The organism is Streptomyces sp. PA03-3a (assembly GCF_033792735.1).
In the GTDB taxonomy this organism is placed as follows: domain Bacteria; phylum Actinomycetota; class Actinomycetes; order Streptomycetales; family Streptomycetaceae; genus Actinacidiphila.
Genome location: NZ_JARAVM010000003.1, coordinates 323,202 through 349,667, shown reverse-complemented (window position 1 = coordinate 349,667; position 26,466 = coordinate 323,202). Strand labels below are relative to the sequence as shown.

The following is a 26,466-nucleotide window of genomic DNA, read 5'->3' as shown; positions in this document are numbered from 1 at the left end:
ACGCGGTGGCGACAGGCGTCGTGAAGTGGTTCAACTCGGAAAAGGGCTTCGGCTTCATCGCACAGGACGGAGGTGGCCCCGATGTGTTCGCGCACTACTCGAACATCGCCGGCAACGGCTACCGCGAACTGGTCGAGGGTGAGGCCGTGACGTTCGACGTCACCCAGGGACAGAAGGGGCCGCAGGCGGAGAACATCATCCGCAACTGACGGTCCGCGACCGGGGTGGCCGGGTCGTCGCCGGCGGCGCTCACACGCTGCCGGGGAGGCCCGGCCACCCCGTCCCCGTCCCCGTCTCCGGCCCCGCCCCGCTCCCGCAGGACCCCGCCGTCGGACCCGCGCCCGGGGCGAGGACACTGGGCCGGTATGACGCACTGGTACGAGCGACGCGACGTCGAGGACGGCCTCGTCCGCATCAGCGAGCCGCACGCCCACGAGATCGTGAGGGCCAACGTGTGGTGGCTGCGCGGCTCCGAGCGCGACCTCGTCGTCGACGCCGGCCTCGGGGTGGTGCCGCTGCGCCGGGAGGTCCCGGAGATCCTCGCGCGGGACCCACTGCTGGTCCTCACCCATGCGCATCTCGACCACGTGGGCGGAGCCCGCGAGTTCCCCGAGCGCGCAGCCCACACCGCGGACGCCGCCGCCCTCGCGCGGGGCGTGCCGGCCAGCCTCGACGGGCCCGAACTCGCGGAACGGATCGGCACCGAGGACGTGGGTGCGTCCTTCCCGGACCTCCTCCTGGACGCCCTGCCCGACCCCGGATACGACCCCGGCGGCTACGGCATCGGCCCGGTGACCCTCAGCCGCACCCTGAGCGGGGACGAGCGGATCGACCTCGGCGGCCGCGTCCTCACCGTCCTCCATCTGCCCGGCCACACGCCCGGGTCCGTCGCCCTCCTCGAAGAGCGCACCGGGACGCTGTACTCCGGTGACGCCGTCTACGACGGGTACCTGATCGACGACCTGCCCGAGTCCGACGTGGCCGACTACCGGCGCACCGCGGCCTTCCTCGCCGGCCTCGACCTCCGCGTCGTCCACCCCGGCCACGGACGGAGCTTCGGCCGCGACCGGCTGCGCGAGGTGACGGAGCGCTACCTGCGCCGCAGCGCGCCCGCGGACGGCGCCTGAGCGGTGCGCCGGTGTGCCGAGGGCGCTCCCGGCGCTCGGCCCTGGGGACCGGGGTTCAGGGCAGTCGCAGCGTGACGTACGCGATGGTGTCCCCGGGCAGCACATAGCGTTCGACCTCGACGAAGCCCCGCGCCCCGGCGAAGCGCAACCCCTCGGAGTTGGACGCGAGGACGACCGTCTCGACCGCCGCCGCGCCCATCTCGCGCGCCCGGTCCATCCCCCGGGTGTAGAGCGCCGTGCCGAAGCCCTGTTCCCGGTGGCCGGGCAGCACCCGGGCGATGACCGTGGCCGTGGCGTCCTCGCCGGTGGGCGGGCGCACGGTCGTGCAGCCCACGACGGTGTCGCCCAGGTAGGCGACCTCCAGATGGTTGCGCCGCGAGCGCTCGCGCACGTCGTCGAGGGAGAGCGGGCCGGTGGGGATGACCGTGTTGTGGACGAACCGCCAGTCCTCGAGCATGGCGTCGCCATGGGGCCGTTCGATGCGAAGGGTCGACATCGCAGCAGGAAACCGGTGCGCGGTGTGCGTCGTCAACCGCATTTGCGGGCCCCCGACCAGGCCCCGGCCCGGCCCCCGGCTCGCCTCCCCGGCCACGCCGGCCGCCGCGCTCCGACGCGTCGCGCGGGCCGGTGGGGGAGCGCAGCGGTTAGCGTGGGCCGGGAGCCGGAGGAGACCGCTGGTGCAGACCATCCTTGCCGTGCTGTTCGCGCTGCTCGCGGCGGTCAGCAACGCGCTGGCCACCGTGCTGCAGCGCTACGCGGCCCGCACGGTTCCGCTCTCGGCGGGGCTGCGGCCGGCCCTCATGGGCGAACTGCTGCGCAAGCCCGTCTGGCTGGCCGGGTTCGGCGCGGTGGTGGCGGCCGCCGCGTTCCAGGCCCTGGCGCTGCTGAACGGCGCGCTCTCGCTCGTCCAGCCGCTGTTCGTCCTGGAGTTGCCCTTCGCCCTGTTCATCGGCGGTTTCGTGCTGCACCGCCGGCTCCCGCCGCGCGGCTGGGCCGCCGTGGCGGCCATGGTGGCCGGGCTGGGTGTGGGGCTGTGGGCCGCCTCGCCCGGCGGCGGGGTGGACCGGCCGCGCATCGGTACGTGGATGATGGCGCTGTCCGGCTGTGTCGCCGCCGTCCTGGTGCTCGTCCTCATCGCCGTCCGGCGCCCGGAGGGCCGGGTGCGCGCCGCCTGCTTCGGCCTCTCGGCGGCCGTCTGCTACGCGCTCACCGCCGGCCTGCTCAAGGACGCCACGCAGGTGTGGGACAGCGACGGGGCGGCCGCCTTCTTCACCGCCTGGCAGACGTACGGCTTCGCCCTCGTCGGGGTCGCGGCCGTCTTCCTGCTGGAGAACGCCATGCAGTCCGGCCCCCTGGTGGCCTCCCAGCCCGCCCTGACGCTCGGGGACGCGACCGTGAGCCTCGTGCTGGGTGTGACGGTGTTCGAGGAGGACCTGCGGGGAGGCTGGTGGTTGCTTCCCATGCTGCTGGGGGCGCTGCTCGTGGTGGCGGGCGCGTTCGTTCTCGTGCGCGTCCCGTTCGTGCGTACGCTGGTGGCGCCCGACGCGCCCCGCTGAGCGGCACCACGCGGGCGCGAGGCGTTCACCCGCCGGGAACCCGCGATTTCGGCCATGCTCCTGTCAAGCGGCGCGCCGGGCTCTGGGTCACCGAGAACACCCGGGCGGGCGTGCCGGAGGCCATGCGCGCCAGGCGCTTCTTCTCCACCCGCTTCTCCGGGCTGCGGGCTGGACGCCACCGCGGGCGGCGTCCAGATGGGCGGCGTCCTGTCGCTCGCGTCCGGCGGCGTCCGCTTCGCCGTGGACCTCGACCGCGGCCCCGACTGACTGGGCAAGCCCCTGAACATCCAGGTGCTCCGCCCCGGTTACGGCGCGCCGGCCGTGGCCGAGGTCGTCCCGGCCACGTCCGGCAGCCTGGCCGTTCACCGTCCCGCTCGACGTCGAGGACGGCGCCTGGGTAGTGCTGCGCATCTCCGACCCGTCACAGCCGAACGGGCAGCCCGGGCCGTCCGGACACCACTGCAACGACCTGGGTGTCGCCTACTGCGCCGGGCTGATGGCTGGCGCCCCGACGGCGCGGGTTGCGTACCGGCTCGGCGGCCTAGGCCGTGTCGTCACATGCTCACCTGCTCAGCGACGCCTGGCACGGCACTCCCCCAGCTCCGCTGGGAGGTGCCCCCACGCTGCGTTGTCGAATCGTCCGAGTAGCCCCCTACGAGGACGATCCTCCGCCTTGCGATGCACCGCACCTGGGGGCCCCTCCCAGCGTCAGCTGGGGGAGCCGCTGAGCCCGCCCTTCGGGCGGTGGGGGCCCCTCCCAGCGGTAGCTGGGGGAGCTCATGTGACAACACGGCCTAGTCGAAGCCGAGGTCGCGCAGGTTGGTCCTCGCCAGCTCCACGATCTCGTCCGCCCGCCCGGACAGGATCGTGCGGGTTGCGAACAGCGTGAACCCCTTGAGCTGGCCGTACGTGATCTTCGGGGGCAGCGACAGCTCCTGGCGTGCGGTGCGCGCGTCGACCAGGGCGGGGCCGTCGTGCTCCAGCGCGGTCGTCAGCGCCTCCTCCAGCTGACCCGGCCGCTCGGCCCTGGCACCGAACAGCCCCGCCGCCCGGGCGACCTCGGCGTAGTCGGTCTCGCCGAGGTCGGTGCCGAAGTTGACGATGCCGGCGGCCTTCATCTCCAGCTCCACGAAGGACAGCGCGGTGTTGTTGAAGACCACGATCTTGACCGGCAGGTCTAGCCGGCGCAGCGTCAGCAGTTCCCCCATCAGCATGCTCAGGCCGCCGTCGCCGCACAGCGCCACGACCTGGCGCCCCGGGTGGGAGGCCTGGACGCCGATGGCGTGCGGCAGTGCGTTGGCCATCGTGCCGTGGTTGAACGAGCCGATGAGCCGCCGGTGGCCGTTCATCGTCAGATAGCGTGCCGCCCACACGGTGGGGGTGCCGACGTCGGCCGTGAAGACGGCGTCCCGGGTCGCGAGCTTGTCGACGGTGGCGGCCACGTGCTGCGGGTGCATGGGGTTGTCCGACTGCCCGGCCGCGGCGAGGTGGTCCAGCCGACCGCGCACCTTCCGGTAGTGGCCGGTCATCCGGTCGGCGAAGGAGCGGTCGGTCCGGGGCCGCAGCAGCGGGAGCAGCGCGGCGGCGGTGTCCTTGACGGTGCCGACCAGCGGGACGTCGACCTCGGTGCGCCGCCCGATGTGCTCACCGCGCACGTCGACCTGGACGACCGGCACGTCGGGGCCCGGGTAGAACTGGCGGTAGGGGAAGTCGGTGCCGAGCATCAGCAGGGCGTCGCAGTGCTCCATCGCCCGGTAGCCGGAGCTGTAGCCGATCAGGCCGGTCAGCCCCACGTCGTACGGGTTGTCGTGCTCCAGGAACTCCTTGCCGCGCAGCGCGTGCACCACGGGCGCCTTCAGCGCGTCGGCCAGGGCCACCGCCTCGTCGTGCGCGTCGTGGCAGCCCGCGCCGCCGAGGATGGTCACCCGTTCCGCCCTGTTGAGGACCTCCGCGGCGCGCGCCAGCCCGGCGTCGTCGGGCCGCACACGGGAGGAGGTCCCGACCACGGGACGGGGCGGCACGGGCAGGTCGATGTCGGCCAGGAACAGCTCGCCCGGGACGACCAGCACCGCGACGCCCCTGCGCTCCAGCGCCGAGCGCATCGCGATGCGCAGCATCCTGGGGACCTGCTCGGGCAGGCTCGCCATCTCGCGGTAGACGCTGCACTCGCGGAACAGCTCCTGCGGGTGCGTCTCCTGGAAGTACTCGCCGCCGATCTCCGCCCGCGGGATGTGCGCGGCGACCGCCAGCACCGGCACGCGGCTGCGCTGCGCGTCGAACAGCCCGTTGATGAGGTGGAGGTTGCCCGGACCGCAACTGCCCGCCGCCACCGCGAGCCGCCCGGTGACGGCGGCCTCGCCGGCCGCGGCGAAGGCGGCGGTCTCCTCGTGCCGTACGTGGGCCCACGAGACGGCCCCGTTGCGGCGGAGGGCGTCGGTGAACCCGTTCAGGGAATCCCCCGGCAGGCCGTAGACCCGCCGTACGCCGGAGGCCGCGAGGGCCGCGACCATGACATCTGCGACGGTGGTACCCAAGAGGACTCCCTGGCGGCTCGTCGGAGGGGCACGGTGCCCGCGGCACCCCGGACATTTTGTGACATCTCACACGGTCCGGGGGAAGCGACACGGCGCTCAGAGGATCCGCAGGGCCATACCCAGGTCGGGGCCGGCGTTCTGCCAGCACTTGATCTCGCCGTCGTCGCCGACCAGGTCGCCGAGGTGCCAGTCGCCGTCCGCGCCGCGGACGACGCAGATGCCGTCGAGGTCGATGGCGAGGTCGGCCCGGAGGGCCACGCCCTGGTGGGTGACCGTGCCGATGGTGTCGAGGAGCCGGGCCCGCGGGCAGCCGGTGACGCGCTGTATGTCGGCCAGGTTCCAGGGCTCCGGCAGGCGTTCGTCGCGCCCTTCGGACTCGGGAAGCAGCTCCACGACGGCGTGTCCCAGCCGGGGCCGAAGCCAGGCGCCGTCCCGCTCCAGGCCGAGCACGCCTCCCAGGAAGGCCATGTCGAGGGTGAGTGCGGGAGTCTCCCAGCGGAACGGCACCCGGGAGACGTGTGAGGGGAAGTGCGTCTCGTCCGAGCGGCCCGCTCCGAAGGCGCTCTTGGGTACGGGCCCGTCGTCGGTATAGCGGTGGGCGAAGAACGCGTTGATCCAGCCGGTGACCCAGGAACCACCCGACTCCGAGCGGTACTTGTAGAGCGATCGCCAGAACTCCTCGTCGACGCCCCGGCCCTCCGCCGTCTCCGCGACCGTGTCCAGGACGGGCTGCAGGCCCCCGAAGTACGGGCGCAGCCCCTCGAACCGGCCGGCGAGCTCCCGGGCCCGCGCGGCCAGAAGCCGCCAGTCCTCCGGCGTGCCCTCCAGCCGGATCCGGGGGATGCCGCACAGGGACTGCCAGCGGAAGCGGTAGTACGGGCTGACGACGTCCATGAGGGCCACCAGGGCGGCGGTGGCGTCGGCCGGGGTCGTGGTGGAGAAGGCGGGCAGGAAGAGCTCGGCCGTCCCCTCGCCGATCAGGGCGCGCAGGGGCTCCCGTACCAGGTTGACGGAGCGCTCCCAGTCCTCGGGGGCGCCGTCGTCCCGGACGAGGATGGTCTGCCGGTGGCCGGGCGTCCGGGTGAACGTCCCCGCGTACCCCGATGGGTCGAGGCGCACATGGACGGCCACCTCGTGCACGACGGCGTACCACAGCACGTCCGGCGAGAGGCTGAGCGGGAGGTGCGCGGTGAAGGCCGTGTGGAGAGCGCGGAGCAGCAGGCTCGACGTCGGTTCGGTGACCTGGGGGGTGTCGGTCGGCCTGCCGGACAGGCTCGCCGTGCTGCGGTGGCGGATACGCGCCGGGTCCCTGAGGACGGCGCGGAGGAAGCGATCGTTGCCGACCTCGGTGAGCGCGTCGGCCAGCCGGGCCGCCTCCGCGTCCCGCTCCGCGTCCGCGTCGAGCGGCAGATCGATCTCGAAAGCCATGCGCACCCCCGGGTTGACCATCAGGCTGATGATCCCAGGACCGCCCGGCGGGTCGCCCGAGGGGGGCTCAGATCCACCCGCGGCGGGTGGCCTCCATGGCGATCTGGAAACGCGTCTGGGCGCCGAAGCGCTGCATGAGGCGGGTCACGTGGCGCTGGACGGTCCGTTCGCTCCAGCCCAGGGCGCGGCCGGCGGACTTGTCGGTGGCGCCCGCGGCGAGCAGCGTCAGCAGTTTCGCCTCCTCGGCGGTCAGTTCGTCCGGGGCCTGTTCCAGCCGCCCCGCGGAGCCGCCGTTCGACGGCAGCCGCACCTGCACGCTGCGCTCCCACAACGCCTCGAAGAGGGCGATGAGCGCGTCGAGCAGGGGGGAGGGGTGGATCAGGTACGACGCCGTCACCGCGTGGTCGCCGGGCCGCAGCAGGGGGATGATGGCGAGCCGGTCGTCGGAGATCGCCAGCTTCATCGGCAGGTCGGCCGCGACCCTGGCCTGTTCGCCGTGCCGGACGCCGACGGTCACGTCCGCGAGCCAGCCCGGCAGGGCGAGCACGGTGCTGTCGTAGATCACGCGGTAGGCGACGCCGCGCTTGAGCAGTTCGAGTTCGATGGGGTTGGGCTCGGTGTGCTCCTCGTGCGAGGCGTACGGCGGCCGGTCGAAGCCCCGGACCTGCGTGCGCGTGCTCTGCTGCAACTGCGCCCAGCGGCGGTTGACGTCGTCCCGCCCCGAGACGACCTCGACCAGTTCGCCCGGGTTCACGAAGCGCGTGCCCGCGCGGTACAGCTCCATCAGGCCGGAGACATGGGAGCGCACGTCGTTCAACGCCCGTTCCCGGTCGCGCAGTACGGCCTCCAGCGCGCTGTCCGGGGAGACCGCCGCGTAGGTGACGGGGCGCCCGGTGGAGCGTACGGCGAGGCCGAGGGAGACCAGCGACCGCACGCTGCGGCGGGTCGCGGGAGTGGGCAGCCGGCAGTCGTGCGCCAGTTCCGCGACCGTGGCGTGCACCCGGCGCACGAGGGCCTCGTACACCGATTCGTCCTGCCGGCTCAGGCCGATGGATTCGAGCATGGTCCGTGGTCCGCCTTCGTGCTCTCTTCACGTGTCGTACTCCCGTCACCTGACAGGAAGTCGCCCCGCGATCATCTTGTCAGTCCGGTGGAGCGGCTGTCAGCGTTCCCCGCGGTACGCCGTCATTCCGGCTCGAGGACGTGGACCCACGTCGCGAAGGAGCGCCCATGCCGCTGCCCGCCCGCCGCTCGCTCCGACGACGACGCCACCGCGCGTGGCTGCCGGCCGTCGGCCTGTGCTCGCTGCTGCTGACCGCGCTCCCGGCCGCGGCTCAGGAGAACGAGCCGGCGCCCGCCCCGGCGAAGGCCGGGCGGGAGAAGATCGACCCCACGCTGCTCCGCCGGATGGACGCCGTCCGGGCGCGGGGTGACGGACGCGTCGAGGCGGCCGTGGTGCTGCGCGACCGCACCGGACTCCCCGAGCGGGGCGCGGACCCCGGCGCGGTGCGGGACGAACTGACGCGCAGCGCACGGTCCGTGCAGTCCCCGGTCGTGGACCTCGTCGAGTCGCGCGGCGACCGGGTGCTCAACACCTTCTGGCTGAAGAACATGCTCCTGGTGAAGGTCACGCCGCAGACCCTCCAGGAGCTCGCCACCCTCGCCCCGGTCGACCACATCATCCCCAACTTCACCCTTCAGGCACCCCCCACCGAGCCCGACAAGGACGCGGGGGCGACCCGCGCCGCGACCGCGGGGCCGAGCACCTGGGGCCTGACGAAGATCGGTGTCGACAAGGTGCGCGCCGAGCGGGGGCCCACCGGCGAGGGCGTGCGCGTCGCCGTCCTGGACACCGGCGTCGACATCGACCACCCCGACCTGGCCGGGAAGCTCGCCACCGACGACGCCGAGGACCCCGCGCACCCTGGCGGCTGGCTGGAGTTCAGTGCCACGGGTGAGCCCGTGGCCTCCCTGCCGCACGACAGCAGCTACCACGGCACCCACGTCGCGGGCACCATCGCGGGCGGTGACGCCTCGGGCACCGCGATCGGCGTCGCCCCCGACGCCGAACTCATGGCCGGGCTGACCATCCCCGGCGGTTCGGGCACCCTCGCCCAGGTGATAGCGGGCATGGAGTGGGCGATCGCCCCCTACGACGCGCAGGGCAGGCCCGCGGGCGAACCCGCGGACGTCGTCAGCATGTCGCTGGGGGCCGAGGGCTACGCCGACGAACTGATCGAGCCCACCCGGAACATCCACCGCGCCGGGGTGTTCCCCTCCTTCGCCATCGGCAACGAGTGCGTCGACGGCTCCGCCAGCCCCGGCAACGTGTACGAGGCCGTGTCCGTCGGCGCCACCGACGACGCCGACGACGTGCCCGACTTCTCCTGCGGCGAGGTCGTCGACCGCGGCGACTGGATCGACGCGCCCGCCGAATGGCCGCAGTCGTACGTCGTGCCCGACGTCTCCGCCCCCGGCGTCGACGTGCTGTCCACCCTCCCGGGCGGCGAGTACGGGATGCTGAGCGGCACCTCCATGGCCACGCCCCACGTGTCCGGGACGGTCGCGCTGATGCTGCAGGCCCGCCCCGGCCTCTCCGTGGACGACGCCCTCGGCATCCTCACCGGTACGTCCTTCTTCGACCAGCGCTACGGCGCGCGTCCCAACCCGCGCTACGGCTGGGGCCGCATCGACGCCTACGCCGCGGTGAAGGAGGCCGGTCTGCGCAGCGGCGTGCGCGGCACGGTGAAGGACGCCCGGACCGGCCGCCCGCTGGCCGGGGTCACCGTCGCCCGCACCGACACCGGACGCACCGTCACCACCGGCTCCGACGGCCGGTTCGAGCTGCGCCTCGCGGCCGGCACGCACGAACTGCGGCTCTCCCGCTTCGGCTACGTGACGCGGGAGCTCACCGCGCCGGTGCGGACCGACCGATACACCGACGTCTCCCCGCGGCTCGACCGGACCCGCCGCGGGGTGATCACCGGCCGGGTCACCTTCGGCCCCACGGGTTCGACCGTGCCGGGGGCGACGGTCACCGTCCTCGACGTCCCCGACCCGCTCAGGGCCACGACCGACCGCGAGGGCCGCTACACCATCCGCGACGTCCCCGTCGGCGACTACCAGGTGTCCGCGAACGCGCCCGGGATCTCGCGCTCCAAGCCGGTACGGGTCGTCGTCCGCGGATCGGGCCCGGCGGCCCGCGCCGCACTGGTACTGCCCCGGCCGTCCGCGACCGAGCGCGTGTCGCTGACCTCCGAGGGCAAGCAGGGCAACCACGAGGCGTGGTGGCCCAGGCTGAGCTCCGACGGTTCCGCCGTGGCCTTCGCCAGCCCGGCCTCCAACTTCGCCCCCGGCGACACCAACGGCGAGCTCGACGTCTTCGTCACCGACCTGGGTACCGGGGACACCGAGCGCGTGTCGGTCGCCTCCGACGGCGCCCAGGCCGACAGCTTCTCCCTGACGCCCACCCTCAGCTCCGACGGACGATGGGTCGGCTTCAACAGCGGCGCGACCAACCTGGTGGGCGGCGACACCAACCAGCAGACCGACAGCTTCGTGCACGACCGGAGGACCGGCGCCACGGAACGCGTGTCCGTCGCCTCCGACGGCACCCAGGGCAACGGACTCTCCTCCGCGCCCGCCCTCAGCTCCGACGGACGCTACGCGGTGTTCAACAGCGACGCCGACAACCTGGTGCCGGGCGACACCAACAACACCACGGACGTCTTCGTCCGCGACCGGCAGACCGGCACCACCAGCCGCATCTCGCAAAGCCCCGACGGCGGTCCCGGTGACGGTGCCTCCAGGGAGCAGTCCGTCAGCGCCGACGGCCGGTACGTCGCCTTCCAGAGCGCCGCGGGCAACCTGGTGCCCGGCGACACCGACGGCGGGCTCGACGTCTTCGTCCGCGACACGCGCACCGGCACCACCACCCTGGTGCCCGGTCCGCGGCCCGGCGAGAACACCGGTCCCGTCATCAGCGCCGACGGCCGGGTCGTCGCCTTCACGAACGACTGGCAGCTCTTCACCCACGACCTGCGGACGGGCGCCTCCGAGCAGGTGTCCGTGAACTCCGCCGGGGCCACGGCCGACGACTGGGCCTTCGCGCCCGCGCTCAGCGACGACGGCAGCAAGGTCGCCTTCTACAGCTACGCGACCAACCTCGCCGCCACCGACACCAACCGGCAGACGGACATCTTCGTCCGCGACCGGACGGCCGGCACGACGGAGCGCGTGTCCACCGGAGCGGAGGGGGTGGAGGCCGACGGCGCGTCCGACCTCCCCTCGCTCAGCGGGGACGGCCGCTACGTGGCCTTCGAGAGCGCCGCGACGAACCTGGTCGCCGACGACACCAACCGCCGGTTCGACGTCTTCGTCCACGACCGCGTCGCCGGCCCGGAGCCGGTCTTCGCGCCGAACGGGCTGTCCGTGAGTCCGCACGACACCCGGCCCGGCAAGGCGGTGCGCGTCTCGGCCCACGTCAAGAACGTCGGTGAGCGGACCGGCACCTATGAGGCCGTGCTCATGGTCGGGGACGTGGTCGAGCAACGCGCCTCGGTCCGCGTCCGGGCCGGGCACGAGGTCCGCGTCGGCTTCACCGTGCGCCGCGGCACGCCCGGCACGTACAGCGTCCGGCTCGCAACGCTGACGGGGGAGTTCACCGTACGGAAGTGATCCCCGCGGACGCCTGACACGGCGGTCCCGCGCCCCGGTCCCCCCGGGCGCGGGACCGCCGCGCCGTCGTTGCCCACCCCGGGGTGCACCGCCGGACGGCAGGCGGTGGGACGGCCGTGCATCCGCCGCGGCACGTGGCCGGGGGCGCCCTTTCCGGCGCCCTGCTCAGGTACAGGGCTGCTCGGCCCAGATGGTCTTGCCCTCTTCGGTGTGGCGGCAGCCCCAGCGCTGGGTGAGCTGGGCGACGATGAACAGCCCCCGGCCGCTCTCGTCGAGGGTGCGGGCCCGCCGCAGATGCGGGGTGGTGCTGCTGCTGTCGGAGACCTCGCAGGTCAGCCCGTCGTCGTGGCGGATGAGCCGCAGCCGGAACGGCGGAAGCGCGTGGCGGATGGCATTGGTGACGAGTTCGCTGACGATCAGCTCGGTCGTCTGCGTCGCGTCCGGGAGCCCCCAGGCGGCGAGCTTGCCCGCCACGTGCTTGCGCGCGTGGGAGACGGCGGCGGGGTCGGGCGCCAGGTCCCAGGTGGCGACGGCACCGCTGTCGAAGGTGCGGGTACGGGCTGCGAGGATCGCGGCGCAGGGCCGCTCGGCCTCGGGCAGGGCGCGCAGGACGGTGCGGCACACGGTGTCGAGGGAGGGACGGTCCTCCCGGGTGCGGGCCAGGCTGCGCAGGACCTTCTCGGCGGCCGGCCCGCCGAGGCGGGTGCCGGTGTGCACCAGCAGCAGGCTGCCCGCGGGGAGGTTCACCACGGTGGCCTCCGAGGACGGCCGTGCCTGACCCAGCGGCTGGGACGGCGGGAGCAGGACAGTCGTGACCGCGCCCTCCGGGGTGACGACCACGGGCGCGGGGTGCCCGGTGGCGGCGAGGGAGCAGCGGCCCGACACCGGGTCGTGGACCGCGTACAGGCAGGCGGCGCTGACACCCGCGGGCCGCAGCCGGCCGAGCACGTCGTCGAGGTGCGTGAGCAGCTCGTCCGGCTGGAGGTCGATGTCGGCCAGCGTGCGCACCGCCGCTCGGAGTTCGGCGGCCGCCGCGCCCGCCGCCGTACCGGTCTCCGCGGAGACCGAGCCCGCCACGAGGGCGACCCGGGCGCCGGGCAGCGGGATGGCGTCGAGCCAGTGTGCGCTGGGCCCGGGATGGTCGCGCGCGGGCATGCAGCGGCCGACGACCTCCACCGCCGCCGACCCCGGCAGGGCGGTGACCAGCAGGCCGTCGGGAGCCGCCGGGGCGGTGCCGGTCCCGTGGTGCGCGGGGCGCGCCGTGGCGGTGACGGCGGGTTCCGCGGGGAAGCACGCGCCGGCGGCCGCGCACTGCCGGCGCTGCAGCCACAGCCGGGCCCGGCACAGGACGAGACTGAGGACGAAGGACAGCGCGGCCGCCAGGATGACGACCGTGCGGCCGCCCACCGACACCCCGCGGATCGCGAAGCCGTAGATCCCCACGCTGGCACCGAGCGTGGCGACGCCGATGACGAAGGTGCGCCTGACGGGCAGCAGGGTGGCGGCCACGAGGGGCGCGAACGCCGAGTACGGCGACCACCGGACCAGGCCGCCCCCGGACGCCTCCAGCTGGACCGCGCAGACGGCGCCGAGGTAGCACAGGAGCAGTACAGGGCCGACGCCCCACGGCACCCGGGGCACGATCATGCTCGCCGGCGTCCTGCCGTGCCCGGTGCGTCCCTGGGACGGCACCGTACGCCCGCCGCTCACGGGGCGGCCTCCGCGGGATGCGGGGACCGCGGCGGGGGCGGACCCTGGCCGGCGCCCGGCACCGGCGGGCGCTGCACCGCCACCATCGCGAGGTCGTCGTCGAGGCGCTGTCCGGTGTGGGCGTCCAGGTCCTCGCCGACGAGCCGCAGGAGTTCGTCCGGCCCCTCCCAGTCCCACGTTCCGGCCCTTTCGTGGAGGGGGTAGAAGTCGCCCGAGGAGTTCCGGGCCTCGATCGCGCCGTCGGTGTAGAGCAGGAGCGTGTCCCCGGCGCCGAAGACGAAGACGTCGAGGTGGTAGTCGTCCGGGGAGTGGCCGGCCAGGCCGAAGGGAGGTGCGGGCCGGCGCGCCTCCAGGGCCATGACCCGGCCGCGGTGCCGGAGCAGCGGCGGCGGGTGCCCGCAGCTGACGACCCGTACGATGCCGGCGTCGTCGGGCACCTCCACCAGGAGGGCGGTGATGAAGCGCTCACCGGCCTCGGGGTCGGCCTCGGTGAGCTGGGCCAGGTGCCTCTCGAGGCTGAGCTCCAGGGAGGCCGCCAGCGCGGGCAGGGTGGCGTGGTGGTGGGCGGCCTCGCGGAACGCGCCGAGGAGCGACGAGGCGTCCTCGACGGCCGGCAGCCCCTTGCCGCGGACGTCGCCGATCAGCAATCTCGTCGCGTGGTCGGTGCGGGTGGCGCCGAACAGGTCCCCGCCCACCAGCGCGTGCGCGGCGGCGGCGCGGTAGACGGAGGCGACCCGCAGCGGGCCCATGCGTTCCGGGATCGGCCGCAGCAGCACCCGTTGGGCCGCCTCGGACACCGCCCGCACCTCGTGGAGTTCTCTGAGGTCGCGGTCGTGCAGGGTGCGCGCGGCGATGACGAAGCCGGAGACCGCCAGCAGGGAGCCGATGTGAATGGGCAGGATGGACGAGTGCAGCAGCCCGTCGTGGCGGTCGACGACCAGCATCGCGGCGCTGGCGACGAGTGCGACGCACGCGGTGACCCGGGCGCGGGCGAACGCGGCCGTGGAGGTCGGGGCGGCCACCAGCAGCGGGGACAGGTGGATGGCCACGGGGGCGAACGCTCCGGCCAGTGTGATCGCCGCGATCAGCCCGGCCGGCAGGGACACCTGGACGCGGGCGCCCGCCCTCGGGACGTGTTCCCCGGCCCGGCCGGTGCGCCGCGTATGCCTCCCCCGTCCGCCGGCGAGGCGCGCTCCGGGTGGGCGGGTGCGGTGCCCTGCCTGCGCCGCTGCCGGGACAGGGGAAGAGAAGAGATTCATGTGGCGTCCTGCGGGTGGTTCGTACGCCGGGCACGGACGGTACGCGTGCGGTGCGCGTGCGCCCTCCGGCACGGTGGGAACGCTCGGCCACGCACCTGCTGACGGACGGGACGTCACCCGGCCCGGTGGTGTTCCGGCCGTTCGGCCGGAACGTCAGGGGCGGCCTGCGCTGGGGGCCCGGGACACGGCCGCCGTGGCGGAACCGTGCGGGGCGGGCGGTAACACCGGCAGCCGCCGGTGCCTGACGGGGCATCCGTCATGGCCGGGTACCGGGAGCACCGAAGGGGAGCCGGCACCGTGTGCGTCCGGGCACCGGCCGGCGCGCGGACTCGTCAGGATCACGGCCCCACCGTCCTTACTTTGCCGCATCGTGGAAGCCATTGCCGCAATGCGGTATCCACTGTGCGACCCGCATGGGGCATCGTCAAGGCGATCCGTTCGGCGCGGGGAGGACGGGCCCCGCCGGGGGCCGGGGGAGCGGCTGCGGCGACCCGCGCTACGCCCCGTTGCCCCGCCACATCCGCCCGTCGGCGATGGCCGAGGCGCAGTCGATCGCCTGGGCCGCGAGGTCCTTGGCGCGGGCAGGGGTGAGACGGTGGGACGGCCCCCCGACGCTCACCGCGGCGATCACGCGTCCGTCGCCGGAGCGCACGGGCGCGGCCAGTGAGTTCAGCCCCGGCTCGAGTTCCTCCTCGGAGAACGCCCAGCCCTGGTCCCGGACCTCTTCGAGCTGCCCCAGGAGCACCGCCGGATCCACCACGGTCCGCGCGGTGCGGGCCGTCAGGCCCTCGTTCAGGACGAGGGCGAGCACGTCGGGGTCGAAGGCCATGAAGACCTTGCCCGCGGCGCTCGGCTGGAGCGGCATGACCTGGCCGACGTGGCCCCGGTAGACGATCGAGTGCGTCGACTGCGCCCAGATCACGGTGACCCGCCTGCCGCCCTGCCGTACCTGCAGGCCGCAGCACTCGCCGCAGTGGTCCCGCAGCGCGGTCACCAGCGGTCTGGCCGCGGTGATGAGGTCCGAGGCGGCGTCGGCCGCCGCCGACCAGCCGATCACCCGCAGACCGATGCCGTACGCGGTGCCCTCGCGCTGGAGGAGGTTCTCCCGGACGAGCGTGCGCAGGATGCGCGCCACGGTGGAGGACGGCAGACCGGTCCTGCGGACGATCTCCGACGCCTGGAGGCGGGGGGTGCTCACCGAGAAGCAGTCCAGGATCTCCGCGGACTTCCGGACCACCTGGACGGAACCGTCCGCCGCCCCGTTGCGATCGCGATCAGCGGTCATGGCCGCATCGCCTTCTCTCGTCCTCGCATCGCGGGAAACCGTCCCGCATCGTGGCACCTCCCCACTGTCGGTGCCGTGCTGCGAGGGGTCAAGCAAGGCGGCCCTTGCCGTGCGGGGCAGGGGCCGCCGCAGGTCACGACCGGTCGAAGGTCGCGGGCACCGGCAGCGTGGACCACCGCGGCACCGGCCAGGCGACGACGAAGGCGCGGCCGACCACGTCGTCCAGCGGCACGAAGCCGCCGCCCGGTTCGCCGACGTGGGCGCGCGAGTCCTGTGAGGCGTTGCGGTGGTCGCCCATCACCCACAGGTGGTCCGCGGGGACGGTCACCTTCCCGACCGGGATGTCGTCGCACGGCGTGGCGCCGGGGTAGACGTAGGGCTCGTCCAGCGCCTTCCCGTTCACCGTGACCGGCTTGCCGCGCTCGCAGTCCACGGTGTCGCCGCCGACCGCGATGACACGCTTGATGAGGTCCTGCTCGTCGGAGGAGGGCGCCAGTCCGACGAACGCGAGCGCCTTCGTGAGCACGTTACCGCCGGCCGGCTTCGGCTGGTCGTCCAGCCAGCCGCCGGGATCGCGGAAGACGACCACCTCGCCGCGCTGCGGCGTCGCCCCGAACCACGGGGTCAGCTTGTCCACCAGGACCCGGTCGCCCACCTGCAGGGTGTCCTGCATCGAACCCGAGGGGATGGAGAAGGCCTGCACGAAGAAGGTCTTGATCCCCAGGGCCATGACCAGGGCCACGACGACGAGGATCGGCAGCTCCTGCCACCAGGGGCGCTGCGCGCGGACTTTGCGCGGCCGTCTCCGGCGGGCCGGCCCCTCCGCATCGTCCTCGCCGGTGCCGCGGACACTCGTCCGGCCGTCCTCCCCAGCGGTCATGGCTGCTCCTTCACGGTGTCGGTACGACGGGCGCGGTGCGTGCCCCGTACACCAGAACGATCAGGAGTTCCCGCTTGTCCTCGCCGTGGCCCGAGGTCCCGGAATCCGCGCGCGTGGAACCGGGAGACCCGCCCGCGCGTGATCACAGGGCATGATCGGGAAGAGACGCGCGGCGGCGGTGGGCGCGCATCTGGCGGCGGTCTGGCTCGCGGGCAGTGCTCTGACCGCCGTCCAGTTCCAGGCGGTGTCGGTCGCGCTGTTCCTCGGCAGGCCGGCGGTCCTGGCCGTCGTGCCGGTCTGTTCCGTCGCCCTCGCGGCGGCGCTGCTCGCGTCGTTGGGCAGGGCCGCCCGCTCCGTCGTACCGCTCACCCGCCGGAGGGCCGGCCTGTGCGGCTGGACGGCCGCGGTGTACGCGTTCGGCACCGCCGGGGCGCTCGCCGTGGCGGTGGCGCTCGAGCACGTCGGCGCGCTCGCGGACTGGGTTGTGCTGTCGCCCGCAGGAGGGACCTGCCACGCCCTCGCCGCCGCGTTCCTCCTGCCGGGCGCGCGGGCCCGGCTCGCCGCACTGGCCGCGGCCGTCGTCCTTGCCGCGGGCGGGGCGTACGCCGCCTGGGACGCCGCCCGCCCGCCCACCCTCGACGAGTGGATGAGCGCCAACCAGGTGGACCACGCCCTGCTGCTGGTCGGCGACCCGCCCCCCGGCTACACGCTGCACGTCGGGGGCGCGGGCGCCGACGGCTTCGGCGCCCGTTACGAGAGCGGGGACTCCCCAGAGCTGAGCATCCGGGTCGAACGCGCCGGAGCCGACACGCGGCGTGTCGACGCGCGAGGCTGCCCCGTCCCGTTCGGCCAGGAGATCCACTGCCGCGACGACGGGGGAGGCCGCCTGCTGATCGCCCGCGGCGGCACCTACCCCCTGCGTGAACTGCGGCTGCCTCAGGGCGGCCTGGTCTGCACCGTGACCGTGCGGGGGTCCGGCGAGACCGGGCTCCCGGCCGCCCGCCACGTCCTGGCCACGCTGCGCCCGGCGACCCGGGCCGAACTCGCCGCGCTGGTCGAGCTGCCGATGCCGCGCTGACAACTCCCGCTGCGCCCTTCGGTCAGGCTCCGCCGTACCGGGCGAGCAGCGCCGCGATGTAGGCCTCCAGGCGCATCGTGAGCACCTCCGGGGTGAGGTCGCGGCGGCCGAGTTCGCGCCAGGGGACGGCGACCTTCTCGGCGTCGGGTGCGAAGGCGAGGGCGTCCAGGAGCCGCCAGTAGAGGTGGGCGCCGGGGGACCCGGTGAGATGGCCGCCCGCGGCGGCGTAGAGGTCGGCGAAGCGGATCCCGGCCGCGGGCCCGTGCAGCAGCGCGAGTGCCGTGGCGCAGTGGGCCACGTCGAGGTCGGCGGGGCCCCAGGAGGTCTCGACCCAGTCGACGACGCCGGTGATACGCAGGTGCCCGCCGTGCCCGGTGAACAGGACGTTGCCCGGGTGGAAGTCGCGGTGCAGGAAGCCGGCTTCGTGGGCGGGCGGGTCACGGCGTATGACGTCCACCGCGCGGGCCCACAGATCGGGACGGCTCGTGCCCTCGGGCGGCCGGACGTGCTCGGCCGCCGTCCAGGCCTGGTAGGCGCGCGGCCTGTCCTCCTCGCCGACGTACAGGCCGTGGATGCGCACGAGTTGGCGGGCCAGCAGCCAGGCCCGCGCCCCGGACTCCGCGTCCTGAAGGCGTACACCGCCCGGGAGGTGGGACATGAGCAGCGAGGGGTGGTCGCAGTGCTCCGCCGTCGCGTCGACGGCGTGGAACTCGGCGGCGGGGACGGCGGTGGGGGCGAGCAGTTTCAGGACGCGCGCCTCACGGGTGAGCAGGCCCTCCGCGTGCCGCAGGTAGAAGGGCTTCACGAAGGAGCGCAGCACCAACTGGCGTCCCGCTCCGGGCCCGGTGACCCGCAGGCGGCGCATCTGCGAGGTCCAGCCGCCGCGCAGCCGCTCCGCCGAGTCGACGCGTTCGCCCTCGCGCAGGTGGCGGTGCACCCAGGCGCGGGTGGCCGTCCAGCCGGGCTCGTTCCCCTCCGACACGGTCATCGGGGCACCCTACCGGGCCCGTTGGTCAGACGGTGGCCTGCCGCCGTGCGCCGAGCACCATCGCGATCAGCGACCTCGCGGTGGCCCGGAGGCGGTCCGCGTCCTGGTAGACGCGCTCGATGACCACGGTGCCCCGGGTCATGGTGACCAGCACCCGAGCGGCCTCGGTGGGCGGGACGGTGAGCAGCCCGGCCGCGTCCTCGCGGGAGAGCCGTTCGGCCATGACGCCCTCGAGCCGGTCCAGCATGCCGCGGATCGCGATCCGGATGGGTTCGGCGTCCGCCTGGGTGTCGGTGGCGGTCTTGGTCGACAGGCAGCCGCGGGCGGGGGTGCCGCGGGTCATGGAGGCGATGGTGAAGTCGAAGAAGTCCTCGAGCGCCTGCCGGACGTCCGGCTGGTCCAGGGTGGCGGCGGCCTCGGCGACGAAGGCGTCCGCGTAGTCCCGGAAGACGCGCAGGAACAGCGTCTCCTTGTCGCGGTACGCGTTGTAGAGCGAGCCGCGCTGCACTCCGCTGGCGGTCGCCAGGTCCTGCATGGAGGTCGCTCCGTAGCCCTGGTTCCAGAAGACGTCCAGGATCCGGCCCAGGGTGTACTGCTCATCGAACTGACGCCGTCCAGCCATGGCCCCACCGTAAGCAATCTTTGACGGCCCCGTCAAAGTTTGCAAGGCTGTCAAACATGACGGGGTTGTCAAAGATGGCCCGGGTAGCGGACGGGCCGGGCGGCGCCTGGATCCGCCGCGACCGGGCGGAGAGCGGAAACGAGCACATGAGCACCACACCACCGGGACCCGCCGCGTGGCGGGCGACAGCGGCGGGCGCGAGCGCGAGCTTCGTCGGCATCGGCCTCGCCCGGTTCGCCTACACGCCCCTGGTCCCCGAGCTGATCAACGCCCACTGGTTCTCGCCGTCCGCCGTGGCCTACCTCGGCGCGGCCAACCTGGCCGGCTACCTGGCCGGCGCGTTGAGCGCCCGGCGGGTGGGGCGGTGGTTGGGGGACCGCCGGGCCCTGCGGTGGATGATGGCGCTGGCCACGCTGGCATTGCTGGCCTGCAGCGTTCCCGTATCGGTGCCCTGGTTCTTCTTCTGGCGCCTGGCCTCGGGGCTCGCGGGCGGCGTGATCATGGTGCGGGTGGCCGGCGCGGTGCTCCCGTACCTGAAGGGGGAGCGGCGCGGGCTGGCGGGCGGCGCGATCTTCGCGGGGCTCGGCGTCGGCATCGCCGCCTCGGGCACGCTGGTGCCCCTGCTGCTGCGCCTCGGTCTGAGCCGGACCTGGGCGGGGCTGGCCGTCCTGTGCGCCCTCCTCACCGCGCTGAGCTGGAACGGCTGGCCCCGGCCCACCGCACCCGCGGTCCCCTCGGCCCCGGGGGAGGGTCAGGGCAGGGCCGTCCGCCCGGCGCGGCTGAGGCTGCTGCTCGTGGAGTACGCCCTGATCTCGATGGGGCTCACCCCGGCCATGGCGTTCCTCGCCGACTTCGTCAGCCGGGGACTGGGCCGCGGGTCCGCGGGCTCCACGGTCTGGATCCTGTACGGGCTCGGCGCCCTCGTCGGCCCCACCCTCTACGGCCTGCTCGGCGACCGCCTCGGCTTCGCCAGGGCCCTGCTGCTGATCACCCTGGTGCAGGCGGGGGCCCTCGCCGCGCTCGCCGCGGCGCACAGCCTGCCCGAGATCGCGGTGCTGAGCGTCGTCATCGGGTCCTACCCGCCCGGTGTCGTGCCGGTCGTGCTGGGCCGCGTCCACGAACTCGTGGGGCGGCGGCCCGAGGCGCAGTCGGCGGCATGGGGCAGGGCGACCGTCGCCGGTGCGCTGTCGCTGGCTCTCTCCGCCTACCTCTATTCCTATGTCTTCGCCCGCAGCGGCCAGGACCACCGCACGCTGTTCCTCATCGGAGCGGCGGCGCTCGGCCTGGCGCTGGTCGTCGGTGCGGCCGCGCGGTTCGCCCGTGTGCCCGCGGTCGCGGAGGAGGAAGCCGTGCACCACATCGCCGGGGTCCGGGGCGCGTCCGTCCGGGAATGAGGCGCCGGGGCGTGGCGGGGTTGCGACATGTCGCAGAGTGGACAGACCGCCGGCGTTCCCGCCGGCCGCAGGGGCGGAGACGCCCGCCGGTGCGCGGGCGGTGCGGCGGCCCCGTCCCGGGAATCCCGCCCCGGCCCTGGTGGCACGGCGAAAGACGTGGTCAGTGGCGCGGTGACGACATGGCGCCCACGGACGTGCCGCCGGTGGCGCCCCGGGAGGAGCGGAAGCGCCGGTTCCCCGGCATCGCGACCGCCGCATGCCGCGTTTGCTCCACATGTCCCCACCAGCCGAGGAATGTCGTCGGCTCATTGATCAACAGCCTCGGCAACTCGCATATAGTGACCGCGAGTTCCCCGCGAACACGGAGCCCGTACGGGATTCGTGTGCGCGGCGGTGCCCGTTTCTGCAGGATTCCCGCTCCGCCCATCCCATCCGTCCAGACGGTCCCGAGGTCCTGATCGATGACAGCGCAGACCGCGCTACCGCGCCCGCGGACCGGGCGCCTGCGCATCCCGGCACGGCCGCGTGAGCAGCGTGCTCCGCTCGCGTACCTGGCGCGGGCCCTGGCGGTACCCCTGGTGGTCACCGTTCCGGTGGCCGTGTGGCTGGTCGTCGCCGCTCCCGGATCGCTGCGGGCCCCCGCCGTGACCGGCGCGGCCGCGGGGATCCTCGCGCTGGTCGTGGCCGTGGCCGTGGCGGCGCAGGAGCGCTGGCGGGCACGGCGGCTGGCCGGGCAGCTCGACACCCTGCGGGCCGAGGCGGAACGTTTCGCCGATGAGGTGCTGCCCGCCGCCGTCCGGCGGATCACCGGCGGAGAGACCGTCGACCGCGTACTCACCGCCGTACGGGAGCCGCTGACCGGACCTCAGCGCCGCATGCTGACCCTGATCGCCGACCGCGTGGGCAGCAGCGAGTCGCGCCGCGCCGCGGCGATGGCCGTCGGGGCCAACGCCGCCGGGCGCATGCAGGCACTGGCCACCGGCATGCTGGCCGACCTGCGGCAGATGGAGCACCGCCACAGCGACCCGGCCGTACTGCACGACCTGCTGCACCTGGACCACCGCACCGCCCAGGCCGGCCGCCTCGCCGACAGCATCGCCGTGCTGACCGGGGCCCGTTCCGGACGCCGGTGGGCCAAGCCGATCCGCATGGAGTCGATCCTGCGCGGCGCCATGGGACGCATCGCCGGCTACCAGCGGGTGCGGCTCCACTCCACCAGCGAGGTCGCCGTCGTCGGCCACGCCGCCGAGGGTGTCATGCACGCGCTGGCCGAACTCATGGACAACGCGGCCAACTTCTCCCCGCCCACCGCCGAGGTCCACGTGTACGTGGAGGAGGTGCCCGCGGGCTCGGTCATCACCGTCGAGGACAGCGGACTGGTGATGGGCGAGGTCGCGCTGCGCCGGGCGCAGAGCGCCGTCGCCGCCGGGTCCGGGGACCTGACCGGTCTGTCCGGGACCAGGCTCGGCCTGACGGTCGTCGGCCGGCTGGCCCGCAAGCACGGCCTGACCATCTCCTTCCGGCCCTCGGCCCGGGGCGGCACCGGCGCGGTCATGATGATCCCGCAGGAACTGCTCACCGTCCCGCGCCCCGGCACGGACGCCGGCCCCGAAGCCGAGCCCCTCCTGCCCCCGGAGGCCCCGGCCGCCGCCCCGTCCGTCCCGGCCCCCGCCGAGACGCCCGACACGGGCAAGGAGGCCGGGCCCACGCCACCGGAGCTGGGCGAGAGCGGCCTGCCCAAGCGCCGCCGCGGTCAGACGCTGTCCGCCGCGGGCCACGACGGGCCCCACCACGACCGGCCCGCCGCACGTCCGAGTTCGGGCTCGGCCGGCCACGGAACGGCGGCCGAACGGGCCGCGAGGTTCAGCACCTTCCGCAGCGCGGTGCACGGCACCACCCCCGCCGCACCCGCATCCGACCACGAGTCCCCCGCGTCCGCGCCCGGCGCGGACCGCGACGAGCACAACGCGACGGCCCCATCCCCAGAAAGCGACGCGCGATGACCGCACCGGCCACCGGCCACACCAGTACGGACGAGCGGCTCAACTGGCTGCTGGAGAACCTGCTGGAGCGGACCCCGGGCGCCCGCCACGCCCTGGTCCTGTCCCGCGACGGGCTCAAGCTGTGCCGCACCCCCGAGCTCTCGGTCGACCAGGCCGACCAGCTCGCGGCGATCTCCGCCGGCATCCAGAGCCTGTCCCAGGGCGCGTCCATCGAGTTCGGCGACGGCAGCGGCGGCGTACGGCAGGCCATGGCCGAGTTCTACGGCGGGATCCTGTTCATCGTCGAGGCCGGCGACGGCGCCCACCTGGCGGTCGTCGCCGACGACGACGCCGAGGTCGGCCTGATCGGCCACAACATGCACGAGCTGGTCGAGCAGCTCGGCGAGCACCTCAGCGCGCCCCCGCGCGAGGTGCCCGGTGAGGACGGCGACGGCGCATGACACCCCGCCCGGGCCGGGAGGAGGACCCGGACCGGCTGTACACCCTGACGTCGGGTCGCAGCCGGCCCGTGTCCGACGCGTTCGACCTGGTGACCCTGGTGGTCGCCGAGTGCGATCCGGTCCCGGGGATGCAGTCCGAGCACGCGGCGATCCTGCGGATCTGCCGCCGGCCCACCGCCGTCGTCGAGCTCGCCGCCGACCTGGGGCTGCCGGTCGGCATCACCCAGGTGCTCCTGTGCGACCTGCTGGACACCGGCCGCATCAGCGCCCGGCACCCCCGTACCGTCCGGACGGCGGCTCACCTTCCGGACCCCGAGATCCTGGAGCAGGTGCTCGTTGGACTACGCAACCTCTGACCCCGGCCTCGTTCCCGGCCGGCCGGAGCCCCGGGCACCGCTCGACGCGAGCGCCGACAACGGGCTGAAGATCGTCATCACCGGCGGGTTCGGTGTCGGGAAGACGACCATGGTGCGCTCGGTCAGCGAGATCCGCCCGCTGAACACCGAGGAGACCATGACGCAGGCCGGTGCCGGGGTCGACGACCTCGCCGGTGTGGGGACCAAGTCCTCCACCACCGTGGCCTTCGACTTCGGCCGGATCAGTGTCAACGCGCGGACCGTGCTCTATCTGTTCGGCGCGCCCGGCCAGGAGCGGTTCTGGTTCCTGTGGGACCGGCTGTTCTCGGGCACGCTCGGTGCGGTGGTGCTCGTCGACACCCGCCGCCTGGACGACTCCTGGTACGCCATCGACCGCCTGGAGCACCACGGCACACCGTTCGTCGTGGCCCGCAACGACTTCGGCGGGCCCAAGCACACCGAGGAACAGGTCCGCGACGCGCTGTCGCTGGCGGACGGGGTGCCGCTGGTGGACTGCGACGCGCGGTCCCGGCAGTCCTCCAAGGACGTCCTCATCACCCTCGTCCAGCACCTGCAGACCCTGTCCGCCGCCCACCCGCGCGCCCGGGAGATGACCGCTCCGTGACCAGCCAGCCCACCGCGGCCGCCGGCACCGACCCGTTCGCCGGGGCGGTGCCGTTCAGCGGTCCGCGTTTCCATGTCGAACCCGCCGCCCTCTACCGGGAACTGCGCCGCGACCACGGCGCCCTGGCACCCGTGACGCTCGACGGCGGCATACCGGCCTGGCTCGTGCTGGGCTACCGGGAACTGCTGCACGTCACCGGCGACCCGGTGCTCTTCAGCCGCGACTCGGACCTGTGGAACCAGTGGGACCACATCCCCGACGACTGGCCGCTGCTGCCCATGATCGGGCGCAAGCAGCCCTCGATCCTCTACACCGTGGGCGAACGCCACCGGCAGCGTGCCGCGATGATGGGCAACGCCATGGAGGCCATCGACGCGGTCGAACTGCGCCGCTACGCCGAGCGCTACGCCGACGCGCTCGTCGACACCTTCTGCGGCAGCGGCACGGCGGACATCCTCGACGAGTTCGCGATGCTGCTCCCGGTCCGCGTGCTCGCCCGGCTGTACGGCTTCCCCGAGGAGCAGGGGCCCCTCCTGGTGAAGGCGGTCAAGGACCTGGTCGACGGCGGCCCGGACGCCATCGCCGGCCAGAAGCACGTCTACACCGCGATGACCGAACTGCTCGAGGCGAAGAAGGAGCAGCCGGGCGCGGACGTCGTCTCGCGGATGCTCGCCGACCGGTACGACTTCTCCGACGAGGAGATCGTGCAGGACCTGATGGTGATGACCGTGGCCGGGCACCAGCCCACCGCGGACTGGATCGGCAACTCGTTGCGGCTGATGCTCACCGACGACCGCTTCGCCGCCTCGTTCACCGGCGGCCGGCACAGCGTCGGGCAGGCCATGAACGAGGTGCTGTGGGAGGACACCCCCAGCCAGAACATCGCCGGGCGGTGGGCCAGCCGCGACACCCGGCTCGGCGGGCGCCAGATCGCCTCCGGCGACCTGCTCATCCTCGGCTTCGCCGCGGCCAACGCCGACCCCCAGGTCCACCTGGAGGCCGGGGCCTCCACCAACGGCAACAACGCGTGGTTCTCCTTCGGGCACGGCGAGCACCGCTGCCCGTTCCCGGCTCAGGAGATCGCCGAGGCCATCGCCCGCACCGGCATCGAGGTGCTGCTGGACCGGCTGCCCGACATCGAACTGGCGGTCGACCCCGCCGATCTCGTGCGTCGTCCGTCCCCCTGGCTGCGGGGCATGACCAAGCTCCCCGTGCGTTTCACACCCACCCCCGTGCTAGGAGAACTCTGATGGAATGCCCGGTCACCGGCCACCACGCGGCCTCCCCGATCGTGCTGGACCCGCTGGTGGGCGACCTCGTCGCCGAGAGCACCGCGCTGCGCGAGGCGGGCCCGCTGGCCGCGGTCGAACTCCCCGGCGGTGTGCCGGTGTGGGCCGTGACGCACCACGCCGAGGCCCGCGCGCTGCTGACCGACCCGCGGCTGGTGAAGGACATCGCCCACTGGGACGCCTTCACCCGCGGTGAGATACCCGCCGACTGGGCGCTGATCGGCCTGGCCAACCCGGGCCGCTCCATGCTCACCGTCGACGGCGCCGACCACCGCCGGATGCGCGCCCTGGTCGCCCAGGCGCTGACCCCGCGCCGCGTGGAGCAGATGCGGGCCCGGATCGAGGAGTTGACGGCCGGTCTCCTGGACCGCGTCGAGGAGGCCGCGCGCGAGGGCGACGTACTCGACCTCAAAGCCACCTTCGCCTACCCGCTGCCGATGTACGTCGTGCAGGAGCTGATGGGCATCGACAAGGCCCACCTGCCGCGGCTGAAGGTGCTGTTCGAGAAGTTCTTCTCCACCCAGACCCCGCCCGCCGAGGTCCTCGCCACGCTCGGCGAGCTCGCGGCCCTCATGGCCAAGACCGTCGCCGACCGGCGCGCCGAGCCCGGCGACGACCTCACCAGCGCTCTGATCGCGGCCTCCGAGGACGGTGACCACCTCACCGACGAGGAGATCCAGAGCACTCTGCAGCTCATGATCGCCGCGGGGCACGAGACCACCATCTCCCTCATCGTGAACGCGGTCGTGAACCTGCTCACCCACCCCGACCAGCTCGCGCTGGTGCGGGAGGGCAAGGCGAGCTGGGAGTCGGTGGTGGAGGAGACCCTGCGCCACTCCACCCCCACCTCGCACGTGCTGATCCGCTTCGCCACCGAGGACGTCCCCGTCGGCGACAAGGTGATCACCAAGGGCGAGGCGCTGATCGTCTCCTACGCGGCGATCGGCGGCGACGAGAAGCAGCACGGCCCGAGCGCCGGCGTCTTCGACATCACCCGCGACCACCCCATCCGCCACATCGCCTTCGGCCACGGCCCGCACGTGTGCCCCGGCGCCGCGCTGTCCCGGCTGGAGGCGGCGGTGGCGCTGCCCGCCCTGTTCGAGCGCTTCCCGAAGCTCGACCTGGCGGTCCCGGCGTCGGAGCTGCGCAACAAGCCCGTGGTCACCCAGAACGACCTGTACGAGCTGCCGGTCACCGTCAACTGACCTACCGTCG

22 protein-coding genes are annotated in these 26,466 nt (G+C 73.9%); 12 read left to right on the top strand and 10 right to left on the bottom strand.

The features are described 5' to 3' along the window. Window positions 1-5 precede the first annotated feature (5 nt). Together PV342_RS05475 and PV342_RS05470 are read left to right on the top strand one after the other, a co-directional pair. A complete protein-coding gene (locus PV342_RS05475) occupies window positions 6-209 on the top strand; it encodes a cold-shock protein (protein ID WP_018557881.1) in 204 nt (67 codons plus the stop codon). A gap of 156 nt (window positions 210-365) precedes the next feature. Further along, entirely contained in the window at window positions 366-1,127 is a 762-nt protein-coding gene (locus PV342_RS05470) for an MBL fold metallo-hydrolase (RefSeq protein ID WP_500315984.1), read from the top strand. 55 nt (window positions 1,128-1,182) lie between these two features. Here PV342_RS05470 and PV342_RS05465 read toward each other — a convergent pair whose 3' ends face one another. Next, window positions 1,183-1,623 (bottom strand): GNAT family N-acetyltransferase, encoded by a 441-nt coding sequence (locus tag PV342_RS05465; RefSeq protein WP_500315982.1) that lies wholly within the window; start codon window positions 1,621-1,623, stop codon window positions 1,183-1,185. Window positions 1,624-1,804: 181 nt separating this feature from the next. On the opposite strand from PV342_RS05465, the gene PV342_RS05460 reads away from it, so the two are divergent. Continuing rightward, window positions 1,805-2,683, top strand: coding sequence for a DMT family transporter (locus PV342_RS05460; RefSeq protein WP_386994888.1), 879 nt, complete (start codon window positions 1,805-1,807; stop codon window positions 2,681-2,683). Window positions 2,684-3,477: 794 nt separating this feature from the next. Here PV342_RS05460 and poxB read toward each other — a convergent pair. From poxB to PV342_RS05445, 3 genes are all read right to left on the bottom strand, one after another. Beyond that, window positions 3,478-5,217: a ubiquinone-dependent pyruvate dehydrogenase gene (gene poxB / locus PV342_RS05455; protein ID WP_386994889.1), complete on the bottom strand. Its 1,740-nt coding sequence runs from the start codon at window positions 5,215-5,217 to the stop codon at window positions 3,478-3,480. Window positions 5,218-5,313: 96 nt separating this feature from the next. Then, window positions 5,314-6,666, bottom strand: a complete 1,353-nt coding sequence (locus PV342_RS05450; RefSeq protein WP_500315980.1) for a DUF4419 domain-containing protein — start codon at window positions 6,664-6,666, stop codon at window positions 5,314-5,316. Window positions 6,667-6,712: 46 nt separating this feature from the next. Next, a complete protein-coding gene (locus PV342_RS05445) occupies window positions 6,713-7,708 on the bottom strand; it encodes a helix-turn-helix transcriptional regulator (RefSeq protein WP_018557874.1) in 996 nt (331 codons plus the stop codon). Window positions 7,709-7,875: 167 nt separating this feature from the next. On the opposite strand from PV342_RS05445, the gene PV342_RS05440 reads away from it, so the two are divergent. Next, the gene (locus tag PV342_RS05440) at window positions 7,876-11,322 is read left to right on the top strand and encodes a S8 family serine peptidase (RefSeq protein ID WP_500315978.1); all 3,447 of its coding nucleotides are present in this window, start codon (window positions 7,876-7,878) and stop codon (window positions 11,320-11,322) included. Window positions 11,323-11,487: 165 nt separating this feature from the next. Here the strand turns inward: PV342_RS05440 and PV342_RS05435 are convergent, their stop codons facing one another. From PV342_RS05435 to lepB, 4 genes are all read right to left on the bottom strand, one after another. After that, entirely contained in the window at window positions 11,488-12,969 is a 1,482-nt protein-coding gene (locus tag PV342_RS05435) for a SpoIIE family protein phosphatase (RefSeq protein WP_500315976.1), read from the bottom strand. 59 nt (window positions 12,970-13,028) lie between these two features. Beyond that, window positions 13,029-14,138, bottom strand: a complete 1,110-nt coding sequence (locus tag PV342_RS05430) for a PP2C family protein-serine/threonine phosphatase (protein ID WP_386994895.1) — start codon at window positions 14,136-14,138, stop codon at window positions 13,029-13,031. A gap of 649 nt (window positions 14,139-14,787) precedes the next feature. Beyond that, the gene (locus tag PV342_RS05425) at window positions 14,788-15,576 is read right to left on the bottom strand and encodes an IclR family transcriptional regulator (protein ID WP_500315974.1); all 789 of its coding nucleotides are present in this window, start codon (window positions 15,574-15,576) and stop codon (window positions 14,788-14,790) included. 133 nt (window positions 15,577-15,709) lie between these two features. Beyond that, window positions 15,710-16,456 carry a signal peptidase I gene (lepB, locus tag PV342_RS05420; protein WP_400801247.1) on the bottom strand — a complete coding sequence of 249 codons (747 nt, stop codon included), beginning with the start codon at window positions 16,454-16,456 and terminating at the stop codon, window positions 15,710-15,712. A gap of 151 nt (window positions 16,457-16,607) precedes the next feature. Between lepB and PV342_RS05415 the strand changes: the two genes are divergently transcribed. After that, window positions 16,608-17,534 (top strand): hypothetical protein, encoded by a 927-nt coding sequence (locus PV342_RS05415; protein WP_400801245.1) that lies wholly within the window; start codon window positions 16,608-16,610, stop codon window positions 17,532-17,534. 22 nt (window positions 17,535-17,556) lie between these two features. Here PV342_RS05415 and PV342_RS05410 read toward each other — a convergent pair whose 3' ends face one another. Together PV342_RS05410 and PV342_RS05405 are read right to left on the bottom strand one after the other, a co-directional pair. Then, window positions 17,557-18,522 (bottom strand): phosphotransferase family protein, encoded by a 966-nt coding sequence (locus PV342_RS05410; RefSeq protein ID WP_500315972.1) that lies wholly within the window; start codon window positions 18,520-18,522, stop codon window positions 17,557-17,559. A gap of 25 nt (window positions 18,523-18,547) precedes the next feature. After that, a complete protein-coding gene (locus PV342_RS05405; protein ID WP_361011539.1) occupies window positions 18,548-19,144 on the bottom strand; it encodes a TetR/AcrR family transcriptional regulator in 597 nt (198 codons plus the stop codon). A gap of 146 nt (window positions 19,145-19,290) precedes the next feature. Here PV342_RS05405 and PV342_RS05400 point away from each other — a divergent pair, with 146 nt between their 5' ends. The 7 genes from PV342_RS05400 (at window position 19,291) to PV342_RS05370 (ending at window position 26,456) form a co-directional block, all read left to right on the top strand. Beyond that, window positions 19,291-20,538, top strand: a complete 1,248-nt coding sequence (locus PV342_RS05400; RefSeq protein WP_500315970.1) for a YbfB/YjiJ family MFS transporter — start codon at window positions 19,291-19,293, stop codon at window positions 20,536-20,538. A gap of 461 nt (window positions 20,539-20,999) precedes the next feature. Further along, complete coding sequence (locus tag PV342_RS05395) at window positions 21,000-22,541, top strand: sensor histidine kinase (protein ID WP_500315968.1); 1,542 nt, start codon at window positions 21,000-21,002, stop codon at window positions 22,539-22,541. Then, the gene (locus PV342_RS05390; RefSeq protein ID WP_018557865.1) at window positions 22,538-22,981 is read left to right on the top strand and encodes a roadblock/LC7 domain-containing protein; all 444 of its coding nucleotides are present in this window, start codon (window positions 22,538-22,540) and stop codon (window positions 22,979-22,981) included. Before PV342_RS05395 ends, PV342_RS05390 begins: the two co-directional genes overlap by 4 nt. After that, window positions 22,978-23,337, top strand: a complete 360-nt coding sequence (locus tag PV342_RS05385; RefSeq protein WP_354803337.1) for a DUF742 domain-containing protein — start codon at window positions 22,978-22,980, stop codon at window positions 23,335-23,337. The genes PV342_RS05390 and PV342_RS05385 overlap by 4 nt, the downstream gene beginning before the upstream one ends. Continuing rightward, window positions 23,318-23,962: a GTP-binding protein gene (locus PV342_RS05380; RefSeq protein WP_018557863.1), complete on the top strand. Its 645-nt coding sequence runs from the start codon at window positions 23,318-23,320 to the stop codon at window positions 23,960-23,962. Before PV342_RS05385 ends, PV342_RS05380 begins: the two co-directional genes overlap by 20 nt. Then, a complete protein-coding gene (locus PV342_RS05375) occupies window positions 23,959-25,212 on the top strand; it encodes a cytochrome P450 (protein ID WP_400801235.1) in 1,254 nt (417 codons plus the stop codon). The genes PV342_RS05380 and PV342_RS05375 overlap by 4 nt, the downstream gene beginning before the upstream one ends. Beyond that, window positions 25,212-26,456 (top strand): cytochrome P450 family protein, encoded by a 1,245-nt coding sequence (locus PV342_RS05370; protein ID WP_500315965.1) that lies wholly within the window; start codon window positions 25,212-25,214, stop codon window positions 26,454-26,456. The genes PV342_RS05375 and PV342_RS05370 overlap by 1 nt, the downstream gene beginning before the upstream one ends. Window positions 26,457-26,466: the final 10 nt, after the last annotated feature.